The following is a 21,067-nucleotide window of genomic DNA, read 5'->3' as shown; positions in this document are numbered from 1 at the left end:
CCGACGGCGGCGGGTGCCATCGCCACCCGACGCTCGCCGGTGAACGCCCCGCGGCGCGCCCGGTGGTCCGGGCAGCCCCGCCGGGGCGCCCGGTGATCCGGTCACCCCGCCGTGGGCGCCCGGAGGTCGGCAGCCTCGCGGCGGCACCCGGGGCGCCCGGTGAGCGCCCCGCGGCGCACTGAGGGCGCCCGCCGCCGTCAGCCGCGCGGCAGGAGCCGGTGGTCGACGCGCAGCGGCTCGGCGAGCTCGATCGTGATGAGCTCGTTGGCGTCCAGCACGTCGTCGCCGCGGCCGCCGTGGTCGGGGTAGTTGTTGTCGTTGAGCACGGCGATGGTCCGCTCGTCGAGGATCTCGACGTCCTCGATCGTGAAGAACGGGAAGGCGAACGTCCCGCCCGTGCCGCCGACGCCGTCGGGGTCCGGCACGGCGAGGAGATCCACGAGCAGCTCCTTCTCGACGTAGCCGTCGCCGTCCCTGTCGCGCGTGTCCACCAGGTAGATCGCCTTGAACCGCGCGGCGTCGCCCTCGAGGCTGTCGCGCTCGATGACAAGGAGCTGGTGGGCGTTGACGGCGATGAGGTCGCCGATCGCGTGCTCGGCGGACTCTATCCGGTACCGCAGGTAGTCACCGGTGAACGCCGCGCCCTTCTCCGGGTGCAGCGCGACATCGTAGATCCGCAGGTCGGCGGCCCGGCCGGCGGCTTTGTCCTCCTCCGTCGCGCCCTCGAGCATCGGGTAAAGGTGGCGGCCGTTCGGCCCGACGGCCATGCCCTCGAAGCCCTTGGAGCTCGCCAGCGTGGCCGCAGCCGTACCGAGGGTCGGGTTCGACGGCGACGCCACGCCCGGTGTCGGGATCGGCGCCTCGAGCAGGCGGCCCTTGGCGTCGGTGTGCAGCAGGAACGGGCCGAACTCGTCCCCGAACCAGAAGGTGCCGTCCTTCGCGACCTGCATGGACTCGATGTCGAAGTCCCACCCGGTCAGCAGCCGGTCCGGGTCGGGGCAGGTGTAGCCCGCGGGCAGGTCACCGGCCTCTGCGCAGCCGCCGTCGCGCCAGATCGTCCACGGCACGTGGCCCTCGGGGTCCGAGAGGTTGAACCCGCCGTCCAGCACGGTGGTCTCGCCGCTCCCGGTGTCCGGGGCGATCCGGTGCACGGCGAGCAGGAAGTCCCGGCTGTTCTGCTTGTTGCCGAAGCCGTTGTCGCTCATCGCCAGGAGGCTGCCGTCCCCGAGGGCGTGCACGGCGGAGAAGCCTGGACCGGCTGGCCCGGAAACGGGGCCTCGGGGTTGCCGGTGAAGGAGCCTGAGGGCTCGCTGCCCCGGACGAAGGTGTCCGCCGGCAGGACGGAGCGGCCGGTGAGCCGCACGTCGTCGGGGCCGGCGGCGGCTGGGCCGCGAGGCCGGCGGTGGCGGTGGCAGCGGTGATGGCGAGGGCGAGGGCCCCCGTGAGCGTGGATCTGCGCATGTCTCCCCCTTGGTGGTTGCGCCGGCAGTCCACCGCACGGAGGTGACGGGGTCCGGGCGCGGAGGTGTCCGGAGGGGGAACAGTTCCGGCGCGTCCCCGCCGGCGGTGACTCCTCAGCCCCTCACGCGGGCCCCGGCGCGCGGGCCCCGAGCGCCCGAAGCTGCTCGCGCAGGCCCCGCCACGCGGCGGCGTGCTCCTCCGGCACGGCGGCGACCGCCCCGGCCAGCTCGCGCGCCAGCTCGGCGGCCCGGCGCTCCGGCGCCGAGGTGAGCATCTCGTCGTACCGCGGGTCGAGCAGGTAGCCCTCCCGGTCGGCCGCCAGCATCGCGACCAGGTCGAGGAAGATCGCCAGGCGCCGCGCGGCGCCCGGCTGGCTGTCGCCGTCGGCGGAGGTGGCGACGTACCGGAACCGGCCCTGCCACAGCCGCTCCTGCGCGGGCTTGGGCGAGAGCGTGACGACCGTGCCGATGAGCGAGGCGCCGTCCTCCTGCCCGGAGCCGGCGCGCCGGGCCCGCCGGTCCTGGAAGGAGGTCACCTCGTGGGCCAGCCGCAGGAAGTTGTCGTCGGTCATCGAGGTGCCCACCACCAGCAGGTGCCGGATCACCATCAGCGCCTGGACCATCGAGCCCATCGGCCGGGCCAGCGCGTCGTAAGAGACGACGTCGCTGCGGGAGAGGACGATCGTCTCCGGCGCGTCGAGGTCGCCGTGCATCTTCAGTACCCACGGCAGGCCGGGCCGCGCGGAGCCGCCGGGCAGCACCGGCACCGGCTCCCGCATCATGTCGCCGGCGGCGAGCTCGTACAGGTGGTCGTAGTTGGTGGTGATGACCTCGGTGCACCCGAGGGCGGCCAGGCACGCGTGGGTCAGCGCGTAGCGGTCGGCGCCCGAGAGCTCCGCCGCCACCTCCTGCCCGAAGGACTCGCCGAGCTCCCGGCGCAGCAGCTCCGCCTGGTCCAGCGGGGAGAGGTCGTCGAAGGGTGCGTCGGTGCGGCGCTCGAGCCGGCGGAGCAGCTCGTTCCAGGACGGCAGCCCGGCGGCCACGCCGACGCCGGCTCCGAGGAACAGGGCCAGCTCGCCCTCGCGGGCCGAGGCGGCGATGCGCTGAGCGACGTCCTGGAGCTCGGGGCTGAGGTGCCGCTCGGGCGTGGGACGGCGGCGCCGGATCTCCTGGAAGGCGGAGTAGTCGGCCGGGTGCTTGGCGACGACGGCGACGTCGAGCGCCGCGCTGGCCACCACCTCCTGGCAGGTCTGCAGCAGCAGGTCGACGAGGCGCCCGCGGATCTCGTCGAAGCCGCCGCCGCCGGTGCCGAGCGCGGGCAGGGCCACGAGCGGGTGCGGGCGCTGGTGGCTGGGCTCGAGCCCGGCCTCGGCGACCTCGCGCAGCGTGGCGGCGAGCCGGTCCGCGAGCGTGCGGGCGGCGGTGGCGGCGTCCTGCCCCTCGTACCAGACGGCATCGATGAACCAGATGGGCAGCGGCGGCGCGCACTCCCCGCCGGTCCGCGCCCGGCCGTAGCGCTTGGTGCCCCAGTTCGCCGGACGCAGGGCGGAGGCGTCGGCGCCGCCGGAGCGGCCGATGACGTCGTCCCAGGCCGGCTCGATGGCGAACCGGTCGTCCGACGGCACGATGACGGCGTCGCAGTCGAGGTGCTCCAGGAGACCTTGGATGACGAAGACGTGCCCGGTGTTCATGGCACCCGAGGCTAGGGTGCCTGCCGCAGGTTCGGCTCTCCGGGCGGTTCGTTCCCGCTCGTCGTGCGGTTCGTTCCCGCTCGTCGTGCGTGCGGCCGCCTCGCCACCGCCGAGCAGGGGCTGAGTCTCCTCCTCCCGTTCCCCTTCTCACAGGATGCCGGGGCGCGGAGGCGGACGCCCCCGCTCAGGAGAGAACGTTGGGAGAGCGCCGGACCGGCGCCCCGGAGCATTGGAGGTACCCCATGGGTGCGGACATCGAGGACGTCGACCTGCTCGTCGTGGGCGGCGGCAAGGCCGGCAAGTCCCTCGGTGCAGATGGCCATGCTCGGCCACCTGCGCTACCAGCAGGTCCGCGACGCCGTGCTCAGCCACCCGACGATGGGGGAGGGCCTGAACCTGCTGTTCGACACCCTCGACGAGGGCGACCAGCAGGCCCGGCGGGCCGAGCCGGCGGGGCAGGCGGCGCTGGCCGGCTAGCCCCGGATGCGTCGGTGCCCGGTCTCCCGCATGGTGGGAGCGAGGGAGGTCGCCATGGCCGCGCACGCAGGCGAGAAGGCGCAGAAGACGGGGGACTTCTACTGCGCGACGTGCGGCGAGAAGGTCCACGTCACACGGGGGGACACCATCCCGAAGTGCCCGAACGGCCACACCGAGTTCGACACCCGGCGCAACGAGCCGGGCAACAAGTGATGAGGGACTGACGTGCGCCCCGTCGGGACGTTCGGCGCCCCGCCGGGCGCGACGCTGCCGGCCACCGTCGCCGTCGCCGGGGTGGGCCCGGCGGAGGTGGTGGAGGTCCCCATCCCCGTCCTGGACGGCACGCTGCCCGCCTACGCACGGTACCTCCGCGCCCACTGACCGCGCCGGGCGGCGGCCAAGCGCCGAGCCGCGTGGGCGAGGCGGAGGCCGTACGGCGGGAGGTGGGGAGTCCTCCACGCAGGTGCTGGTCAGCTGAGCGCGGGCGACGCCGACGTCAGGCCTCCTGCCTGCGGCGGCCCTCCTCCACGGCCTGCTCGAGGTCGGCGTCGGTGAGCAGCGCCTCGTCCGGGTCGGCGGTGCCGGTGCCCGGGGAGACCCGCAGCTTCTCCATGTAGGGGGTCGGGTCGCCGCGCCGGTAGCCCAGGAACTCCTCGGCGTAGTACTTGCGTGCCTCCTCCGCCGTGCGGGCGCCGGTCACGATGTCGTGCATGAGGTTGAGGGCGAGGTTGTTCGCCTCCTCGTCGTGGCAGCGCGCCGACCTCTCCCCGCGTCCGGTCCACCACGACGCTGCCGTCGAACCGGGCGAGCTCGCCGACCTTCTCGGGCGGGACGCGGTAGTCGATCACCGACTGCACCGAGTCGTGGTGCGGGGCGGGGAACCGGTGCTCGTCGAAGTCCCTGGAGGCCACCACGCGCTTCCAGGGGCCGGGGTTGTGCCAGATCAGCAGCGACTCCGTCACCTCGTGCGGCTCCCCGTAGGCGTCGAGGACCAGCTGGGCCGCTTCACGGGACTCCTCCGGCCACCCGGCGATGACGTCGGCGGCGTTTCGGTCGGTCATGGGTTCCTCCTCGCGAGCTCAGTGGGGCCATGCGGACGGCCCATTCCTCAAGGTCTCTCGTGTGCTCAGGTCCTGCGACCGGCGCTCAGCCGCAAGCGCATGCCGGCTCGACGTCAGTGCACCAGGTGACGAGCGGGTGGCCCTCGTTCGCGGTCTCGCAGCCGGGGTCGGTGCACTCGACGCTGCCGTCCAGATGGAGGATGTACGTCCCGCGGCAGTGCTGGACGTCGCGGCCCGTGGTCTCGGTCCGTGTGTGCTGGAGCACCATCAACATGCCTTCCGCTCGATCCTGCTCGGTCGCTGACGATCATCCGGCTGCCCACTGACATCGCGGGTGGACGGCCCCGGCCCGGGTGCCCGTGGCTGCCGATCCGGACCTCAAGCCCCGTCGGGGACGCGTGCCGGGTCGACCGAGTTCAGGCACCGGCTGACCGTCAGTATCAGCGTGCTGGCCGCCAGCGTGCCGCCTCCGGGCATGTCGCTGCGGCGGGTGGCGTCGGTGCGGCGGGTGAGCTCCTCCACCGCGGACCGGGCGTCGGCGACGGCCTCGGCGTCTGCGGCGCCGTCGTCGATGCTCTCGAGCGTCGTGGCCAGCCGGCGCAGGACCTCGGCCGTGACCGGCCGTAGCTCGGGGCCGAGGGCGGGCACCTCCGCCCCCCGGGTCTCCTCCTCGGCGAGCACGTCGGCCAGCTCCCGCACCAGGTCCGCCGCCTGGTCGAGCTCATGGGCCTGCCGCCGCAGGGCGTGAAGGGCGGCGGCGTAGCGGCGGGCGCGCACGTTGGCGCGGGTGGACTCCTCGGCCTGGGCGACGGCGGAGCGCATGTTGATGAGGTAGGGGCGGATGCGGTGGCGTCGCTCCTCCCACTCCTCACGGTCGGGTGGCTCTCGCTGGTCCAGGGCGTCCGCCAGGTCCACCAGCTGGTCGGTCAGCACGGCGCGGACCCGTCCGACGGCTTCCCGGGCCGGGGCCAGGGGCACCTGGGGCATGACCAAGGTGACGGCCAGGCCGATGAGCGCCCCCAGGAGCACCAGACCGGCATAGGCGCCGACGTAGGCCATCTCGCCCTGCCCGACGACGAGTGTGAACAGTGCCGCCGTGGGGACCCAGCTGCCCATCGCCCCCAGTCTGGGCCAGCCGGCCACCATCACAGCGAGCGCGACGGCAAGGGCGATGATGACCGGGTTCGCCGGCTGGCCGAGCAGCTGCGCGCCCGTGGCGATCACGCCGCCCAGCGCGATGCTCGCCACCGCCTGGAGCGACTCCCGGGCTGACCCGGCGAGCGTGAAGGACGTGGCGATGACGGCACCCATGGGCGCGTAGTACGGGTACTCCGCCGCCGGGCCGGGCAGCAGCCCGGCCACGTACCACGCGATCGCGGCGGCCAGGGCCGCCCGTACCGCCATGGCTGCCCGGGGGTGGCGGACGAACGACCGGGAGAGCCGCACGGCCCAGGAACGGCCGGCGCTCATCCCGGACACCTGCCGCGCCGGGACTCGCCCGCCTGGCGACGGGCACGCGAAGGCCTGGCGCGGCTCAAGCGATCGCGACCAGCAGATCGCAGTCGAGCTTGATCTTCGCCGGGTAGCTCTGCATCATCTCGCGGGTCTTCACCGCATCCTCCGATCACGCGCGTGGAGACGGCGGCGCGACGGTCCCGCGGCGCCACCGTCAGGGCGTCTTCGACCGTAACGACGGCGCCGACCGGCCGCACCCGGGCGGACGCCGGGGTTGCGGGCGGCATCGCCCGGGCTTACCAAGGAGCACCGGATGGCCGACGGCGGCGGGCGGGACGGGGTGGGGCCGTGCACCAGCGCATCGAGGACTACGGCCCGGTCGGGGACCTGCACACCATGGCGCTCGTGGGCCGCGACGGGTCCGTCGACTGGCTGTGCCTGCCCAGGTTCGACTCGCCGGCCTGCTTCGCGCGGCTGCTGGACGACGACGAGGCGGGGTTCTGGCGGATCGCGCCGGCCGCCGGCGGGCCGTGCACCCGCCGCCGGTACCGCGAGGACAGCCTGGTCCTGGAGTCGGAGTGGGACACCCAGGAGGGGCGGGTGCGGCTGGTCGACCTCATGCCGGTGCGCGACCGTGCCGCGGACCTCGTGCGCATCGTGGAGGGCGTCTCCGGCCGCGTCCCGATGCGCATGGAGCTCCGGCTGCGCTTCGACTACGGCCACGTCGTCCCGTGGGTCCGCCGCCACGGGAGCCAGCTCTCCGCGATCGCCGGGCCGGACGCCGTCTGGCTGGACACGCCCGCGCCGCTGGAGGGCCGGGACATGCGGACGGTGTCGAAGTTCGAGGTCGGCGCGGGCCAGCGGGTGCCGTTCGTGCTCACCCACCACCCCTCGCACGAGCCCGCCCCGGAGCCGCGCGCCGCCCGGCGGGTGCTGGAGCACACCGAGACCTTCTGGCGGCGGTGGATCGGCCGGCTGCGCTACGACGGCGGCTGGGAGGAGGCGGTGCGCCGGTCGCTGGTGACGCTGAAGGCGCTCACCTACGCACCTACCGGCGGCATCGTGGCGGCGGCGACGACGTCGCTGCCCGAGCAGCTCGGCGGGGTGCGGAACTGGGACTACCGCTACTGCTGGCTGCGCGACGCCACCTTCACGCTGCAGGCGCTGCTCGGCACCGGGTTCGTCGAGGAGGCCGCCGCGTGGCGCGAGTGGCTGCTGCGCGCGGTGGCCGGGGACCCCGCCGACCTGCAGATCATGTACGGCATCGACGGCACCCGCCGGCTGCCCGAGTACGAGATCGGCTGGCTGTCCGGGTACGAGGGCTCCCGCCCCGTGCGCGTGGGTAACGCCGCCGTCGGCCAGCTCCAGCTGGACGTGTGGGGCGAGGTCCTCGACGGGCTGCACGTCGCCCGCGCTGCCGGCCTGGCCGGCGTCGCAGAGGCGTGGGACCTCCAGCGGGCGCTGCTGGACCACCTCGAGGGCCACTGGCGCGACCCGGACAACGGCCTGTGGGAGGTCCGCGGCGCCCGCCGGGACTTCGTCCACTCCAAGGTCATGGCCTGGGCCGGCGTCGACCGCGCGGTGCAGGCCGTCGAGCGCTTCGGGCTCGAGGGGCCGGTGGACCGGTGGCGGGCGCTGCGGGAGGAGATCCACGCGGAGGTCTGCGCCGAGGGCTTCGACGCGGATCGGGGCACCTTCACCCAGTCCTACGGCTCCCGGGCCCTGGACGCCGCCCTGCTGCTCATCCCGCAGGTTGGGTTCCTGCCCTGGGACGACGCCCGCGTGGCCGGGACCGTGGAGGCCGTCCGGCGCGAGCTGGTGGAGGACGGCTTCGTGCTGCGCTACCGCACCGGCGACGCCGCGGACGGGCTCCCCGGCGCCGAGGGGGCGTTCCTGGCGTGCAGCTTCTGGCTCGCCGACGCCCTGTTCGGCATCGGCCGGCGGGACGAGGCGGTGGCGCTGTTCCGGCGGCTGCTGGCGCTGCGAAACGACCTGGGCATCCTCAGCGAGGAGTACGACCCGCGGGCGCGCCGCCAGCTGGGCAACACCCCGCAAGCCTTCAGCCACGTGGCGCTGGTCAACGCAGCCCGCCACCTCAGCGGCACTCGCCCGGCCACGGCCGCGCGGGGGCCGGCGTCGTGAGCGGACCGGGAGCGGCTTCGAGAGCCGATGCGTGCCCGGCCGCCGGGGAGCGCGCGGCGGGTGGCCGCCATAGGGTGCGGCCGACCACGGAATGCTCAACGAGGAGGAGGACGTCATGCGCACAGGTCCCGTCGTCGTCATTACCGGGGCGTCCAGCGGCATCGGGCGGGCCACCGCCCGGCGGTTCGCGCGGCAGGGCGCCGACGTCGTGCTCGCGGCGCGGCGCGAGGAGGCGCTCGCGTCGCTCGTCGAGGAGTGCGAGCGCAAGGGCGGCCGTGCCGTCGCCGTGCCCACCGACGTCACCGACGGCGCCGCCGTCGACGGGCTCGCCGAGCTCGCCGTCCGGGAGTTCGGCCGCATCGACGTGTGGGTCAACAACGCCGCGGTCGGGGCCGTGGCGCCGTTCCTGGACCTGCCCGTCGAGGACTTCCGCCGCGTGCTCGAGGTCAACGTCATGGGCTACGTGCATGGCGCCCGCGCGGCGCTGCGGCAGATGCGGCGCCAGGGCAGCGGCGTGCTGATCAACGTCGCGTCGATCGTCGCCGAGGTGGCGCAGCCGTACACCTCGGCGTACTCGGTCTCCAAGGCCGCCGTCCGGGCGCTGGGCGGGAGCCTGCGCTCGGAGCTCAGGCTCGACGGCGCCAAGGACATCCACGTCTGCACGGTGCTGCCGGCGAGCATCGACACGCCCTACTACCAGCAGGTGGCGAACTACACCGGCCAGCGGATCCGCCCCGTCCCGCCGCTCTACACCCCGCAGCGGGTCGCCCGCGCCATCGTCAGGCTCGCCCGGTCGCCGCGGCGCGAGGTCACCATCGGCACCGGCGGGCGCGGCTTCGTCGTCCAGCACAAGATCGCGCCGCGCACGGCCGACACGGTGATGGCGGAGATGGTGGACAAGCGGCACGTCTCCGCGGAGGCGGTCACCGCGCCGTCGACGGGCAACCTCTACGAACCGTTGGGGGACCCGCGCACCACCCGCGCCACCGGCGGCTGGGGAGGGTTCCGCCGGACGGCGGCGCGCCGGGCGGTCCGGGCGGCTGCGCTGGCGGGCGCCGCGCTCGCCGTCGTGCGCGCGTCGGACGCCACCGGCGCCGGCGGAGGTCGGCGCCGCAGGCGGCAGCGCAGCATGGGGCGGCCCTGAGGACCCGCGCCGCAACCCGCCGCGGCTTCTGCCGATAGGTGCCGCGGCTTCCGATGCCGAAAGGTGCCGCGGCCTGCGATGCCGGGACCTGCCGCGACGCTCTCGACGCGACACGGCCCGTGCGGCTGGCGAGACTACTTGTGTCGCCGGCCACACGGGGCGGCGCGTCCGGTTCCACGAACTCGCAGGGGGAAGACTCATGACTGAACGCAACACACTGTCGCGGAGCATGCACGACCTCGGGCTGGCCGCGTGGTTCGGTGGCTCGCTCATGGGGGCCGTCGGCCTCAACGGGGCGACGTCACAGGCCAAGGACCCACGGGAGCGCCTGACCCTGTCGTCGAAGGGCTGGGGGATGTGGGCGCCGGTGAACGCGGCGGCCGTCGGCACGCACGTCATCGGCAGCATCGGTCTCATCGCCGGCAACAAGGCCCGGCTGATGGCCCAGCCAGAAGCCATGACCAACACCGTCGTCAAGGGTGTGCTGACGGTGGTGGCCGCCGGGGTGACGGCCTACAGCGGGATGCTCGGGACGAAGGTCGCCAAGCAGGGCAGCGAGGGCGAGGTCGGCGAAGGGGCCACCGAGCCGGCGCCGGGCTCCTCGACCAAGCTGACTGCCGCGCAGAAGCAGCTCAAGGCAATGCAGTGGGCAATCCCCTTCCTGACCGGCACCCTGGTGGTCCTGGCCGCCCAGCAGGGGGAGCAGCAGCGGCCCGTTGCGGGCTGGTGGCAGCGGACGAGCATGCGCGGGCTCAAGAAGTGATGCCCTGGCGGGCGGCTGCGGCCGCCCGCCGCTGAGAGCTTCGGAGGGGCCGGTGCCCGGTGGGTGCCGGCCCCTTCGTGCTGGCACTGGCGTCGTGGCGGGCAGCGCCGCGGCAGCCACAATGTCCGTCGTGGACTACGACTTCGACGACGATCCGGCCCGGCTCGACCTGGACGCCGTCTGGCGCTTCCTCTCGACCGAGGCGTACTGGGGCCGCTGGCGCTCGCGTGCGGACGTCGAGGCCCAGGTGCGCGCGGCCTGGCGCGTGGTCGGCGTGTACGCCGCCGCCACCGGCGAGCAGGTGGGCTTCGCCCGGGCGGTCTCCGACGGCGTGGCGTTCGCGTACCTGGCCGACGTCTACTTGCTGCCCGGGCACCGGGGCGCGGGGCTTGGTCAGCGCCTCGTGCGGGCGATGGTGGAGGACGGCCCGGGCGCGCACTTTCGGTGGACGCTGTTCACCGAGGACGCGCACGAGCTGTACCGCCGCTTCGGCTTCACCGAGCCGGACCGCACCGCCATGGTCCGGCCCGCCGCGACGGGCTGAGCGCCGTCAGTCGTTGCCGGTCTCGACAGCCTCGCGGGCGGCGTCCTCGTCCCCGAAGCGGGCGGCGTCGTCGGGACGGCGTGCGCCGCTCGAATCCTGCGAGCCCTGCCGCTCCTCGGCGCCCTGGCTCGTCGCGCTCTCCTCGCCGCCCTGGTCCGGCGACTCCCGCGGTGTCTGCTCGCTCATGGCCCCACCGTGGCACCGAGTGCGGCGCGCCGCATCGCGGAGCGGGCCACACTACGAGCATCGGTGCGGACGGACAGGGAGGTCACGTGCACGCCGTCCTCGCGACCGTCGGGAGCGCCGGCGACGTTCTCCCTCCCCGTCGTCGGGCTGGGCACCCGGCTGCGTGCCCGCGGGCACCGGGTCACGGTCCTGACCAACCCCTACTTCCGGGACACGATCGAAGGCGCCGGCCTGGAGCTGGCGCCGGTGGGGACGGCGGCGGATTTCGTCCGCGCCATGCGCGACCCGGACCTGTGGCACCCGTCCCGGGCGCTCTCGGCGGTGGCGCGCGAGGCGATCCTGCCCGGGCTGCGGCCGGTGTACGACCACATCGCCGGCCTGGACCCCGGCCGCACGGTGGTGGTCGCGTCGGGCCTGGCCCTCGGCGCCCGGGTGGGCCACGAGCGGCTCGGGTTCCGGCTCGTCACCATCCACCTGCAACCGACCCTCTTCCTCAGCGCGTACGACAACGCCGAGATGGGCCCGTGTCAAGGCGCCGGAATGGCTGCCGGTCGGCGTCCACGCGTGGGCGGCTCGAGCAGGTCGAGAAGCGCGTCTCCGACCCGCTGCTCGCCCCGACCCTCAACGCCTTCCGCGCCGACCTCGGCCTCCCGCCGGTCCGCCGGGTGCTCGGGCGGTGGGTCCACTCGCCCGAGGCCGTCGTCGGGTTGTTCACCAGCTGCCCTCGACCCTGCCGCCGGACGTTCTCCACGTGGGGTGGACGCCGCTGGCGCGCCTGCTGCCGCGCACCGCCGGGCTCGTGCACCACGGCGGCATCGGCACCTTGGCCCACGCGATCCGGGCCGGCGTCCCGCAGCTCATCGTGCCCTTCGCGCACGACCAGCCGGACAACGCCAACCGCGTGCGGGCGCTCGGGATCGCCGAGCGGCTCGACCGGCGTCGCTTCACGGCCGAGCGCGCCGCCCGCGCCCTCGACGGGCTTCTGGGAGACGTGCAGGTTCGCGCCCGGTGCGCCGTGTACGCCGCCCGGGTGGACTTCGCCCGCGCGGCCGAGGAGGCGTGCGACGTCATCGAGGCGGCGGCACACGGAGGTTCGGACCCCGCGCCGCCGGGGCCCGCGCCACCGAGAATGCCCTGAGTGGCCGTCTCGGCGCAGAACGGGCAGTCAGGCAATTCTCGACCACGGAGCCCGGACACCGGCGCGGGCCCGTGCCGTCGAGAATGCCCTAATTGGTCCTCTCCGCCCAGAACGGGCAGCTAGGCCATTCTCGACCGAGGATGGTCGAACGTGCCGCCCGCCGCGGTTGGCGTTCACGCAGGCGCCGGCACGTCGGCCCTGACGGCGTAGACGTCGCCGGGCCGCTCGTCGGGCGACAGCCCGCGCAGCGCGGCCGTGACGCCGTCACCGTCGAGCCAGCCGGGCGTGGCGAAGCGGAAGGACTCGAGCCGGGAGAAGGTGAACCGGTACTCGCCCAGCGCCGTCAGCCGCTCCACGCAGGCGACGGCCCGGTCCATCACCACCGGGATGTACTCGAAGGACAGCGCGGCCAGCGGCCGGCTCAGCCCCCGCAGCGTGTCCAGCTCGAACCCCTCGACGTCGACCTTGCAGAACCGCGGCTCGCCGTGACGGTCGATGAGCTGGTCCAGCGTTCGCACGGGAACCGTGACCTCCTCGTCCCAGCGAGTGTCCCGGAAGGTGGCGTCGCGCTGGACGTCCTGGATCCACGAGGGCTCCAGGGTCGAGACCGTCGGCGTGCGGGTGCTCAGCCGCAGCCGGCCCTCGCCGGGCGCCGCGCCGACCGCGCACGCCTCGATGCGCACGTCCCGGTCCCGGCCGTAGAGCAGGCGCAGCACCCTGACGAAGTCGGGCTGCGGCTCGACCGCCACCACGCGGGCGCCGATCCGGCGGAGGGCGCGGACCCGGTTGCCGGCGTGTGCGCCGACGTCGAACACGAGGTCGCCCGGGCCGACGAAGGCGCGGTAGAAGGCCGCCTTGTGGCGCTGCCCCCAGTCGGTGCCGTAGGACCAGGCGAGCGAACGGGCCATGCCCTGGGCACGGGCGAGACGGTTACCCATCGCCGCAGCCTCGCACGGCGCTCGGCGGGCGGCCTGCCGAACGAGCGGACGGCACCGGCTGGGCACGCGAGGGCGCCTCGACACGTCCAGCGCGCCTCTTCCAATTGTGGCCATCGACGTGTCGAGGCGCCCTTGGTGCGATTCGCGGGGCAGAGCGGCTGGGAAGTGGGGGAGCGGGTGCGGGTCCAGCGCCTGCGCGCTGGGCGCGCTGGGCGTGCAGCGGGCGGCGGGGAGAAGGCGGGCAGCGGCGTCAGCACACAGCGGTGGGGGCCGGACCCGCAGGTCCGGCCCCCACGCCCAGGGCTGGCTCAGCCCTTCTTGTTCTGCTTCACGACGTCGAAGTCGTAGCCCGCGTCGAGGACGCTGAGGTCCCCGGTCGGCAGGTTCGAGATGGCGACGACGAAGTCGCTGTTGGCGCCGTTGGCGCACTTGGTGTTGAAGACGTCCGTCGAGAACGAGTCACCCGTGTACCGGTAGACGAAGTTGCCGACGCCGTCGGTGATCTCGTTCGCGCTGGTCGCTCCAGGGGTGAGGTCGCACTCGGAGATGACCTGCACGGTCCAGTTGTTGTCCTGCTCGCCGGTGGTCTCGATCCAGCCCAGCTCGGAGCTGACCGCGGCGGCCGCGCCGTTCACCGTCACGTCGTCGATGAACCAGCCGGTGTCGAGGTACGCCGCGTCGGTGGAGTAGCGGAACCGCAGGTCGGTCGCGCCCGCGGGCACGGTGACTGAGTACTGCAGGTACTGCGGCTCGTCGACGAAGTACGCCCCGCCCGAGGTGCCGGTGATGCCGTTGCCCTCGGTGTTGTTGCCGTGCGGGTTGTCGCCGGTGGAGACGACCGCGCCCGAGGCGACCTCCGTGACCGGGACGGTCACCCACTCGCCGCCCACGAGGGCCTCGACGAAGGCGTAGTCCCAGCCCTCCTCGATGAAGTGCCAGTTCCAGAAGCTCACGGTCTCGCCCCCGCTGAGCGAGGCGTCGAGGCCGAGCACGTGGTCGGACTGGCTGGCGTAGCCGCCCCACCAGTGCGTCTCGCCGGTGTGCGGCGCCACCTGCGCGGCGTCCTCACCGTCGAACTCGATCGTGACTTTCGGGCCGGGGTTGCGGAAGGTCTCGTAGGAGACGCCGAAGGGCAGCGCGGTGCTGTCGGGCCGGTTGGGCACCTTGTCCCACTTCGCCGACGGCTGGGCGCCCCGGTAGCTGCCGCGGTCGTCCCAGAAGACGTCGTTGGCGACGTCGACGGTCCAGCCGCCCGAGGCCGGGCCCAGGTCGAAGTTCTCCAGGTCCCACAGCGCCGAGGCCTCGTCGTCGAGCCGCATCGTCACGGCCCAGTCCTGGAAGAGCTCGGCCGCCGACCCGAGGTCGGCGCCGGTGCGGGCGTTGAACTCGTCGATGGCGTTCTGCACGCCCTCCATGCTGTCGGCCTGCTCGGCGAAGACGAGCTTGATGAGCAGGTCGCCGGCCGCGTCGTCGTAGACGGTGTCGGGCGTCAGGTCGCCGTCGCCGTTGCCGCCGGCCTGCTCCCAGAGGTACGCGAAGTAGCTGAACGAGGCGCCGTAGTTCTCCAGGCCGCCGCCCCAGCGGGTCAGTGAGGTCTCGCGGTGGAAGACCTGCTGGTACATCAGGTGGCTGCCGGTCATGTCGTAGCCGTTGAGGAAGGCGGCGACGTCGGCCAGGCCCTCGTCCACCCAGGACAGCTCGCCCGGGTCGGAGTAGTTCATCAGCAGGTGCTCGAGCTCGTGGGCGATGACGCCCTCGTACAGCTCGGGGCGGTCGTTGCTGGCGTCACCGTCGCCCCACGGCGCGGCCGACGGGTCCTCGCCGACACGGTTGGCCCAGTCGAAGGCGTCCAGCACGATCACGTTCATGCCCAGGGACTGCATGAAGTCCGGCGCGAAGTACCCCGCCGTGTAGGACGTCTGCGCGCAGTCGTAGTACATCTCGTCCTGGACGTTGTACACCAGCGTCACCAGCGACTCGCTCTGGGGGTCGTCCGGGTTGGCCGGGCCCATCTCGCCGAAGTGCTGCTCGTTGACGTGCACGATCTGGCCGGCGAGCTCGTCGCCCAGGTAGTCGATCTGCTCCTGGGTCAGCGTGAACTCCGCGGCGCTGGAGTCCGCACAGGGCACGAACTCGTCGCCGGGGTTGTGGTCGAAGGCCGGGTCGAGGCTGTGCACGCCCTCGACGCCGTCCATGGCGCCGACCGGCACGTAGACGTAGACAGGCGTGCCCTCAGCCGTCTCGCCCGCGTAGGCGCGCTCGAACGGCTGGTAGTAGGTCCCGCCCGCGGCGGAGTCGTTGATCGGCACGGTGATGACGTCGTCCCCGGCGCTGCCGAGGTCCGCCGGCGGCTCGTAGGTGTGGTCGGCCGTCGCCGGCGCGGCCAGGCCGGTCACCGCCAGCGCGCTGGCCGCCGTCGTCGCAACGAGCGTGCGACGCATGGAAGCTCTCATGAATCCCCCTGTCGTCGACCTGAAGGTCGCCTCGTGAGCGGGGGCGTACGGTGCCCCGGCCCGACTGCGCCGCGGCCGGGAATCCGGACTCGGCTGAGGGACAACGTAGTGGTGGACCTGCGTCTGGACCAGGAGTTCCGGACGCCCTTGTTGTCCCTTGGCTTGACGCTCTGACGGGGAAGTGTGCCGTTGCGGACGCGAACGCCATGTTTGCTGCGAGGCACCTACGGCCTCGTCAGGCCCATGCGTCCCACCCGAGCCACGCCACCGCCTCGGCGACGACGTCGGGCGGGATCTCGTGCCCGCCGTCGAACTCGCGGTAGGTGACGTCGTAGCCGTCCTCCTCCAGCGCCGGCACGATCCGCCGGCTCGTGGAGGCGACCGGGAGGACGTCGTCGTGCACGCCGTGGGACACGAAGACGGCGGGACGGCCGGCGCGCGCGGCCGCCGGGACGAAACCGGGGGAGAACGCGACGACGTGCCGGAACAGCCCGCCGTTGGCGAGGCCGAGGCCCAGGGCGTAGGAGGCGCCGTCGGAGAAGCCGGCGACGACGACCCGCCCGGGGTCGACCTCCACGCCGCCGAAGACGCGGCGCAGCGCCTCGTCGATGGCCGCGACGTCCTCGCCGTACCGGCCCCGGATCGCGTCCCAGGTGCTGCCCCGCGAGGCGGGGGCGAGCAGCGCGAAGCCGTGGGCGTCGGCGGAGGCGGCGAGGAGGGAGAGCCCGCCCTGGGCGTCGCCCCCGGCCCCGTGCAGCGAGACGACCAGCGGGGTGGGCGCGACCGCGGTCGGGGGCACGTGGACGAGGAACTCGTGCGAGCCCGCGAGCAGCAACGGGTGCGTCCCTGGACCCATGGGCTCAGCCTCCCCGGTACCGGGGCGCGCCGTCAGCACCGCGTCGGAGCCGCCGGCCCGGAGCCGGTCTCGCCACTCGTCCAAGCCGCACCCCGGCAGCGCCACGGCCAGCGCGCCGCAGCCGGCGGCGCCCAGGAACTGACGTCGCGTCAGCACACCGCCAAGCCTCGCAGGCCGAGCGGTCCGCGGCGCGGCGGGCGCCGCCGTCCGCTCACGGGCAAGCCCGGTCGGCCGTGAGCCGCAGCCCTCCTCCTGTGCGGCTCGGCAAGCGGCGGCAACCAATTCGCCCCGATTCGTCCCGAATGCCTATGTTGCATGTCGCTCATCACAGGCCCCCGCGCAGCCGGCGCGGGATGCCGCGGAAAACTCAGAGGACATCATGGCGAAGACGCTGGAGAAGCAGGCCCACGCGGTCACCGACGACCCGTACCACCTCGATCCCGCCGCGGTGCAGGAGCCGCCGCGGGGCTGGCGCGCGTCGATGAAGTTCTTCGGCCCCGGGCTGATCGTCTCGGCCTCGATCGTGGGCGCCGGCGAGCTGATCACCGCCACCGCGCTCGGCGCCGAGGTCGGGTTCGTGCTCCTCTGGCTCGTCGTCTTCTCGACGCTGGTTAAGGTCGCCGTCCAGGTCGAGATGGCGCGGTGGTCCATCGCGACCGGCCAGGGCGCGCTGGAGGGCTACAACAAGGTCCCGCCGCGGTTCGGGAAGACCGGGTGGGTCCTCCTCATGTGGGCCCTCATGGCGATCTCCAAGCTCATCCAGACCGGCGGCCTCATCGGCGGCATGGCGGCGGCGCTGTCCATCCTCCTGCCAATCGGCTCGGGCCCGCTCGAGGCCACCAGCCTGACGATCTGGGCGGTCATCGTCACGGCCGTCGCCATCCTGACGCTGTACAAGAACAACTACGGGATCATCGAGAAGGGCGCCGTCTTCCTGACGATGCTCTTCGTGGTCGTGACCCTGGTGATCACGCTCGGCCTGCCGATGACGGAGTACGGCTACACCGGCGGCGACCTCGCGAGCGGCCTGTCGCTCCAGCTGCCCGTCGGGGCGATCGGCGTCGCGATCGCCATGTTCGGCCTGACCGGCGTGGGCTCGGAGGAGATCACCGCCTACACCTACTGGTGCCTGGAGAAGGGCTACGCCCGCTGGACCGGTCCCAACGACGGCTCCGAGGGCTACAAGCGCCGCGCCAAGGGCTGGATCGCCGTCATGCAGAAGGACGCCGCGACGTCCTGGGTGATCTACACGGTCAGCACGATGTCCTTCTACATCATGGGCGCCGCGGTGCTGCACCCCCAGGGGCTCCTTCCGCAGGGCAACGACATGATCCTCGTGCTCTCCAACACCTACTCCAGCACCCTGGGGGACTGGGGCAAGTACCTCTACCTGGCCGGCGCGCTGGCCGCCCTCGGCTCGACCATCTGGGCGGCCATCCCCTCGTGGTCGCGCTCCTGGGCCAACGCGCTGTCCATCGTGGGCGTCTTCGACTGGGCGGACGCCGAGCGGCGCAACCGCTGGATGCGCGTCTTCATCGTCGCGCTGCCGCTGACGTGGCTGGCGACCTACCTGTGGATCTCCTCGCCGTTCGTCATGATCCTGGTCGGCGGCATCGCGGGCGGCATCTTCCTCGCGGCCGTCGCCGTGGCGGCCTGGTGGCTGCGCCGGCACGAGGTGGATCCGGAGCTGCGCGGGGGCCGCGGCTCCGCCGTCGCGCTGGCGGTGAGCGCCGTCGCCATCATCGCCCTCGGCGTCTACAGCGCCCTGAGCTCGGCGGGGCTGATCAGCGTCGGCTGACCCGGTGTGGTGGGCGGCCGGGTGTCAGGACGTGGTCCTGCCCCGGCCGTCGACCACGTGCGGCGCCAGCGTCTCGCGCGCCGGCAGCCACAGCACCGCTGCGAGCAGTGCGATCGCGCCGGAGAGGGCGAAGGCGGCGCCGTAGCCGACGTGGTCCACCAGCAGCCCGGCGAGGATCGGGCCGGCGATCTGCCCGGCGTCCCCGGCCATCTGGAACCCCGCGAGCACCTGGCCGCCGGAGCGCTCGCGGCCGACGACGTCCGCGACCGTGGCCTGCTGGGCGGGGCTGAGCAGCCCCGCGCCGATCCCGGCGAGCACGGAGACCACGAGCAGCGGCCCCACGGCGCCGGCCAGCCCGGTGACGGCGGTGAGCGTGCCGTTCACGACCAGGCCGACCAGCGCCAGGGGCTTGCGGCCGCGGGCGTCGGCGAGGTGCCCGGCCAGCGTCAGGGCGAGGGCGTTGCCGACGGCGAACGCGGCCAGCGCGACGCCGGCCACCCATGGGGCGGTGGTGACGGCCGCCGCGGCGAACAGCGGCACGATCGCCACCCGCACGCCCAGGTTCGACCAGCCGTTGGCGAAGGCGGAGCCCAGCGCCGCGCGGTAGGAGGGGTGCGCCAGGGCCTCCCGCAGGGCCATGGGCGGCTGCGCCGTCGTGCCCGCCGGCAGCCGCAGCGCCGCGGGGCGCAGTGCCAGGGCGACCACCGCGATGGCCACCAGCAGGGCGGCGGCGTAGACGAGGAACGGCACCCGCAGCCCGGCGCCGCCGAGCAGGCCGCCGAGCAGCGGGCCGCCGATGTTGCCCAGCAGGAACGCCGTGCCGTAGGCGGAGGAGGCGCGCCCGCGGGCGGCGGGCGGCGCGAGCCGGACGATCAGGCCCATGGCGGAGATGGTGAACATCGTCGAGCCGATGCCGCCCAGGCCACGGAAGATCAGCAGCTGGGCGTAGCTCTGCGCGAAGGCCGTCACCCCGGTCGAGAGGGCCACGATGAGCAGCCCGGCGAGGTAGACCGGGCGCTCGCCGAGCCGGCCGGCCAGCCGCCCGCCGGCCGGGGCGAACACCAGGCGGAAGAACGCGAAGGCACTCACGACGACGGAGGCGGCGGTGACGCCGACGTCGAAGCTGCGGGCGAACTGCGGCAGCACCGGGGCGACGAGGCCGTAGCCCATCGCGATCACGAACGCGGCGGCGACGAGGACCCAGATCTCGCGGGGTAGGGCGGCAGGCGTCCGGCGGGTGGTGAGCATGGCGTGGTCGATCATCCCCCACGCGAGCGCGGCGGAGCGGCGTCACGTGGCTCCCGCCGCTGTCGGGATGGTCACGGAGGGCGGCGCAGCTAGCCGCTTAGTTGATGCATCAATTAAATCCGGTTAGGGTGCGGATGGCTGGCCGGCGCACGCGCGCCGGGGGGACGTGGGCGCGCTGCGCCCGTGGTGCCGGTCGGTGCGTGTGGATGTCACCGCGCCCTGCGGTCGCCCTGACCCGACGTCCTCGCCCAGGCCGATCGAAAGCCGCTCCAAGCGGCCTCCTACGAACGCGAAGGACCAACACATGCGACTCATCCAGCCGAACCGCGCCCTGACCGACATCCTGCTGCTGCTGGCGCGGGTGGGCCTCGGCGCCGTCTTCCTCGCGCACGGGCTGCAGAAGCTCGTCTCGAACGGCATGGCCGGCACGGCCGAGGGGTTCGCGGCGATGGGAGTGCCCGTGCCGACGCTCTCCGCGTGGGTCGCCGCCCTCCTGGAGACGGTCGGCGGAGCTGCGCTCATCCTCGGGCTGCTCACCCCCGTCTTCTCGCTGCTCCTCGCTGTCGAGATGATCGCCGCGGTGCTGATCGTGCACCTGCCCAACGGCATCTGGGTGACCGAGAACGGCTACGAGCTCGTCCTGGCGCTGGCCGCCGGGGCGCTGGCCGTGGGTGCCCTCGGTGCCGGTCGCCTCAGCCTCGACGGCGTCCTCGCCAAGCGGGCGACCGGCGATCGTGAGACCGTCGCCGCCCGCTGACGGCCGGGAGACGGCACGAGGGGGCGCGACGTCGTCGCGCCCCCTCGTGGGCATGTGACTACCGGCGGCTCACTTCACGAGGCGGATGGTGAGCGGGTAGCGGTAGCGCTCGCCGCGGTTGGCGGCCACGGCCGCCAGGATCATGAAGACGATGGCGGCGATGAAGTAGAAGAACAGCAGCCCGCCGATGCCGAAGGTCACGATCGTGACGATCGTGAACACCACGCCGAGGATGGCGAGCGTGATGTTGAAGTTCAGCGCCTCCTTGGTCTGGTCCTCGACGAACGCGCCGCGGTCCTTGAGCACCAGGTAGGCGATGAGCGGGCCGAAGAGCAGGAACACCAGGCCGCTCAGGTGGGTCAGGGTGGCCCAGAGGCGCTGGTCGGCGTCGCTCATGACCGGGCGGTAGCCCTGCTGGTATCCGTAGCCGTACTGCTGCTGTCCGTACTGGCCCTGTCCGTACTGGCCCTGCTGGCCCTGGCCGTACTGGTCATAGGGCTGGCCGTACTGGCCCTGACCGTACTGCTGCCCGTAGGGGGCGCCCGACGGCGGAGCCGCGTAACCCGGCTGGCCCGGGCCGTAGGGCTGCCCGTACTGGCCCTGCCCGTACTGCCCCTCGCCCGGCTGCCCGTACTGGCCCTGCCCGTACTGCCCCTCGCCCGGCTGCCCGTACTGGCCCTGCACGTACTGGCCTCCGCCAGGCTGGCCGCTCTGGTCCGCGCCGTAGCCTGACTCCGGTGCCTGGTCGTACGCCGTCGCGCCCTCCTGGCCGTACGACGTCTCACCGTCCTGCCCGGCCGGCTGGCCGGTCGCGCCGTAGCCGGGGTGCTCGCCGGCCGCCGTCGCGCCCGCCTCGCCCTCCTGCGGTGCGCCCGACGCGCCGCCCTGCTGCTGGCCGGCCTCGTCAGGGTTCTGGCCGTGCTGTGCGTCCCAGGGGTTGCTGCTCATCGGTCGTC

The 21,067-nt window shown here is 73.6% G+C and carries 21 protein-coding genes; 10 read left to right on the top strand and 11 right to left on the bottom strand.

From position 1 onward, the window contains the following. Positions 1 to 197: 197 nt before the first annotated feature. The gene (locus ACF0H8_RS01520) at positions 198 to 1,238 is read right to left on the bottom strand and encodes an esterase-like activity of phytase family protein (protein ID WP_395287234.1); all 1,041 of its coding nucleotides are present in this window, start codon (positions 1,236 to 1,238) and stop codon (positions 198 to 200) included. Positions 1,239 to 1,582: 344 nt separating this feature from the next. Further along, complete coding sequence (locus ACF0H8_RS01515; RefSeq protein WP_395287233.1) at positions 1,583 to 3,151, bottom strand: SIR2 family protein; 1,569 nt, start codon at positions 3,149 to 3,151, stop codon at positions 1,583 to 1,585. A gap of 309 nt (positions 3,152 to 3,460) precedes the next feature. Between ACF0H8_RS01515 and ACF0H8_RS01510 the strand changes: the two genes are divergently transcribed. From ACF0H8_RS01510 to ACF0H8_RS01500, 3 genes are read left to right on the top strand one after another with little or no spacing between them, the layout of a single operon-like run. Continuing rightward, the gene (locus ACF0H8_RS01510; protein ID WP_395287232.1) at positions 3,461 to 3,628 is read left to right on the top strand and encodes a hypothetical protein; all 168 of its coding nucleotides are present in this window, start codon (positions 3,461 to 3,463) and stop codon (positions 3,626 to 3,628) included. 54 nt (positions 3,629 to 3,682) lie between these two features. Next, a complete protein-coding gene (locus ACF0H8_RS01505; RefSeq protein WP_395287231.1) occupies positions 3,683 to 3,841 on the top strand; it encodes a hypothetical protein in 159 nt (52 codons plus the stop codon). 12 nt (positions 3,842 to 3,853) lie between these two features. Beyond that, complete coding sequence (locus ACF0H8_RS01500; RefSeq protein WP_395287230.1) at positions 3,854 to 4,009, top strand: hypothetical protein; 156 nt, start codon at positions 3,854 to 3,856, stop codon at positions 4,007 to 4,009. A gap of 115 nt (positions 4,010 to 4,124) precedes the next feature. On the opposite strand, the gene ACF0H8_RS01495 is transcribed toward ACF0H8_RS01500, so the two are convergent. The 3 genes from ACF0H8_RS01495 to ACF0H8_RS01485 form a co-directional block, all read right to left on the bottom strand. After that, on the bottom strand, positions 4,125 to 4,340 hold the full coding sequence (locus tag ACF0H8_RS01495) for a hypothetical protein (protein ID WP_395287229.1): 216 nt from the start codon (positions 4,338 to 4,340) through the stop codon (positions 4,125 to 4,127). A 434-nt stretch (positions 4,341 to 4,774) separates the two neighbouring features. Beyond that, complete coding sequence (locus ACF0H8_RS01490) at positions 4,775 to 4,957, bottom strand: hypothetical protein (RefSeq protein ID WP_395287228.1); 183 nt, start codon at positions 4,955 to 4,957, stop codon at positions 4,775 to 4,777. Positions 4,958 to 5,067: 110 nt separating this feature from the next. After that, positions 5,068 to 6,159 carry an aromatic acid exporter family protein gene (locus ACF0H8_RS01485; protein ID WP_395287227.1) on the bottom strand — a complete coding sequence of 364 codons (1,092 nt, stop codon included), beginning with the start codon at positions 6,157 to 6,159 and terminating at the stop codon, positions 5,068 to 5,070. Positions 6,160 to 6,321: 162 nt separating this feature from the next. Here ACF0H8_RS01485 and ACF0H8_RS01480 point away from each other — a divergent pair, with 162 nt between their 5' ends. The 4 genes from ACF0H8_RS01480 to ACF0H8_RS01465 all read left to right on the top strand — a co-directional run bounded on the left by ACF0H8_RS01480 (position 6,322) and on the right by ACF0H8_RS01465 (position 10,737). After that, the gene (locus tag ACF0H8_RS01480; RefSeq protein WP_395287226.1) at positions 6,322 to 8,286 is read left to right on the top strand and encodes a glycoside hydrolase family 15 protein; all 1,965 of its coding nucleotides are present in this window, start codon (positions 6,322 to 6,324) and stop codon (positions 8,284 to 8,286) included. A gap of 115 nt (positions 8,287 to 8,401) precedes the next feature. Next, positions 8,402 to 9,430 (top strand): SDR family oxidoreductase, encoded by a 1,029-nt coding sequence (locus tag ACF0H8_RS01475; RefSeq protein WP_395287225.1) that lies wholly within the window; start codon positions 8,402 to 8,404, stop codon positions 9,428 to 9,430. A gap of 199 nt (positions 9,431 to 9,629) precedes the next feature. Continuing rightward, positions 9,630 to 10,193 carry a hypothetical protein gene (locus tag ACF0H8_RS01470; protein ID WP_395287224.1) on the top strand — a complete coding sequence of 188 codons (564 nt, stop codon included), beginning with the start codon at positions 9,630 to 9,632 and terminating at the stop codon, positions 10,191 to 10,193. A 121-nt stretch (positions 10,194 to 10,314) separates the two neighbouring features. Next, complete coding sequence (locus tag ACF0H8_RS01465; RefSeq protein ID WP_395287223.1) at positions 10,315 to 10,737, top strand: GNAT family N-acetyltransferase; 423 nt, start codon at positions 10,315 to 10,317, stop codon at positions 10,735 to 10,737. Between the two features lie 6 nt (positions 10,738 to 10,743). On the opposite strand, the gene ACF0H8_RS01460 is transcribed toward ACF0H8_RS01465, so the two are convergent. Continuing rightward, positions 10,744 to 10,923 carry a hypothetical protein gene (locus ACF0H8_RS01460; RefSeq protein ID WP_395287222.1) on the bottom strand — a complete coding sequence of 60 codons (180 nt, stop codon included), beginning with the start codon at positions 10,921 to 10,923 and terminating at the stop codon, positions 10,744 to 10,746. 676 nt (positions 10,924 to 11,599) lie between these two features. Between ACF0H8_RS01460 and ACF0H8_RS01455 the strand changes: the two genes are divergently transcribed. Further along, positions 11,600 to 12,061 (top strand): glycosyltransferase, encoded by a 462-nt coding sequence (locus tag ACF0H8_RS01455; RefSeq protein WP_395287221.1) that lies wholly within the window; start codon positions 11,600 to 11,602, stop codon positions 12,059 to 12,061. A gap of 173 nt (positions 12,062 to 12,234) precedes the next feature. Here ACF0H8_RS01455 and ACF0H8_RS01450 read toward each other — a convergent pair whose 3' ends face one another. From ACF0H8_RS01450 to ACF0H8_RS01440, 3 genes are all read right to left on the bottom strand, one after another. Beyond that, positions 12,235 to 12,999: an FkbM family methyltransferase gene (locus tag ACF0H8_RS01450; RefSeq protein WP_395287220.1), complete on the bottom strand. Its 765-nt coding sequence runs from the start codon at positions 12,997 to 12,999 to the stop codon at positions 12,235 to 12,237. A 308-nt stretch (positions 13,000 to 13,307) separates the two neighbouring features. Next, a complete protein-coding gene (locus ACF0H8_RS01445) occupies positions 13,308 to 15,440 on the bottom strand; it encodes a hypothetical protein (protein WP_395287219.1) in 2,133 nt (710 codons plus the stop codon). Positions 15,441 to 15,687: 247 nt separating this feature from the next. Beyond that, positions 15,688 to 16,464, bottom strand: coding sequence for an alpha/beta hydrolase (locus ACF0H8_RS01440; protein ID WP_395287218.1), 777 nt, complete (start codon positions 16,462 to 16,464; stop codon positions 15,688 to 15,690). 223 nt (positions 16,465 to 16,687) lie between these two features. Here ACF0H8_RS01440 and ACF0H8_RS01435 point away from each other — a divergent pair, with 223 nt between their 5' ends. Next, complete coding sequence (locus tag ACF0H8_RS01435) at positions 16,688 to 18,106, top strand: Nramp family divalent metal transporter (protein ID WP_395287217.1); 1,419 nt, start codon at positions 16,688 to 16,690, stop codon at positions 18,104 to 18,106. 24 nt (positions 18,107 to 18,130) lie between these two features. On the opposite strand, the gene ACF0H8_RS01430 is transcribed toward ACF0H8_RS01435, so the two are convergent. Next, complete coding sequence (locus ACF0H8_RS01430; RefSeq protein WP_395287216.1) at positions 18,131 to 19,354, bottom strand: MFS transporter; 1,224 nt, start codon at positions 19,352 to 19,354, stop codon at positions 18,131 to 18,133. 304 nt (positions 19,355 to 19,658) lie between these two features. Here ACF0H8_RS01430 and ACF0H8_RS01425 point away from each other — a divergent pair, with 304 nt between their 5' ends. Beyond that, positions 19,659 to 20,111, top strand: coding sequence for a DoxX family protein (locus ACF0H8_RS01425; RefSeq protein ID WP_395287215.1), 453 nt, complete (start codon positions 19,659 to 19,661; stop codon positions 20,109 to 20,111). 69 nt (positions 20,112 to 20,180) lie between these two features. Here ACF0H8_RS01425 and ACF0H8_RS01420 read toward each other — a convergent pair whose 3' ends face one another. After that, positions 20,181 to 21,059 (bottom strand): DUF4870 domain-containing protein, encoded by an 879-nt coding sequence (locus ACF0H8_RS01420; protein ID WP_395287214.1) that lies wholly within the window; start codon positions 21,057 to 21,059, stop codon positions 20,181 to 20,183. Positions 21,060 to 21,067 lie beyond the last annotated feature (8 nt).

It is taken from the genome of Georgenia sp. AZ-5, from assembly GCF_043952095.1.
In the GTDB taxonomy this organism is placed as follows: domain Bacteria; phylum Actinomycetota; class Actinomycetes; order Actinomycetales; family Actinomycetaceae; genus Georgenia.
This window is presented reverse-complemented; position numbering and strand designations above follow the sequence as displayed.

Coding starts and splice junctions, on each gene's coding strand:
- ACF0H8_RS01515 (WP_395287233.1), bottom strand. CDS start 3,151: ATGAACACCGGGCACGTCTTCGTCATCCAAGGTCTCCTGGAGCACCTC.
- ACF0H8_RS01465 (WP_395287223.1), top strand. CDS start 10,315: ATGTCCGTCGTGGACTACGACTTCGACGACGATCCGGCCCGGCTCGAC.
- ACF0H8_RS01490 (WP_395287228.1), bottom strand. CDS start 4,957: ATGGTGCTCCAGCACACACGGACCGAGACCACGGGCCGCGACGTCCAG.
- ACF0H8_RS01470 (WP_395287224.1), top strand. CDS start 9,630: ATGACTGAACGCAACACACTGTCGCGGAGCATGCACGACCTCGGGCTG.
- ACF0H8_RS01425 (WP_395287215.1), top strand. CDS start 19,659: ATGCGACTCATCCAGCCGAACCGCGCCCTGACCGACATCCTGCTGCTG.
- ACF0H8_RS01430 (WP_395287216.1), bottom strand. CDS start 19,354: ATGCTCACCACCCGCCGGACGCCTGCCGCCCTACCCCGCGAGATCTGG.
- ACF0H8_RS01485 (WP_395287227.1), bottom strand. CDS start 6,159: ATGAGCGCCGGCCGTTCCTGGGCCGTGCGGCTCTCCCGGTCGTTCGTC.
- ACF0H8_RS01495 (WP_395287229.1), bottom strand. CDS start 4,340: ATGCACGACATCGTGACCGGCGCCCGCACGGCGGAGGAGGCACGCAAG.
- ACF0H8_RS01435 (WP_395287217.1), top strand. CDS start 16,688: ATGGCGAAGACGCTGGAGAAGCAGGCCCACGCGGTCACCGACGACCCG.
- ACF0H8_RS01475 (WP_395287225.1), top strand. CDS start 8,402: ATGCGCACAGGTCCCGTCGTCGTCATTACCGGGGCGTCCAGCGGCATC.
- ACF0H8_RS01460 (WP_395287222.1), bottom strand. CDS start 10,923: ATGAGCGAGCAGACACCGCGGGAGTCGCCGGACCAGGGCGGCGAGGAG.
- ACF0H8_RS01445 (WP_395287219.1), bottom strand. CDS start 15,440: ATGCGTCGCACGCTCGTTGCGACGACGGCGGCCAGCGCGCTGGCGGTG.
- ACF0H8_RS01450 (WP_395287220.1), bottom strand. CDS start 12,999: ATGGGTAACCGTCTCGCCCGTGCCCAGGGCATGGCCCGTTCGCTCGCC.
- ACF0H8_RS01505 (WP_395287231.1), top strand. CDS start 3,683: ATGGCCGCGCACGCAGGCGAGAAGGCGCAGAAGACGGGGGACTTCTAC.
- ACF0H8_RS01420 (WP_395287214.1), bottom strand. CDS start 21,059: ATGAGCAGCAACCCCTGGGACGCACAGCACGGCCAGAACCCTGACGAG.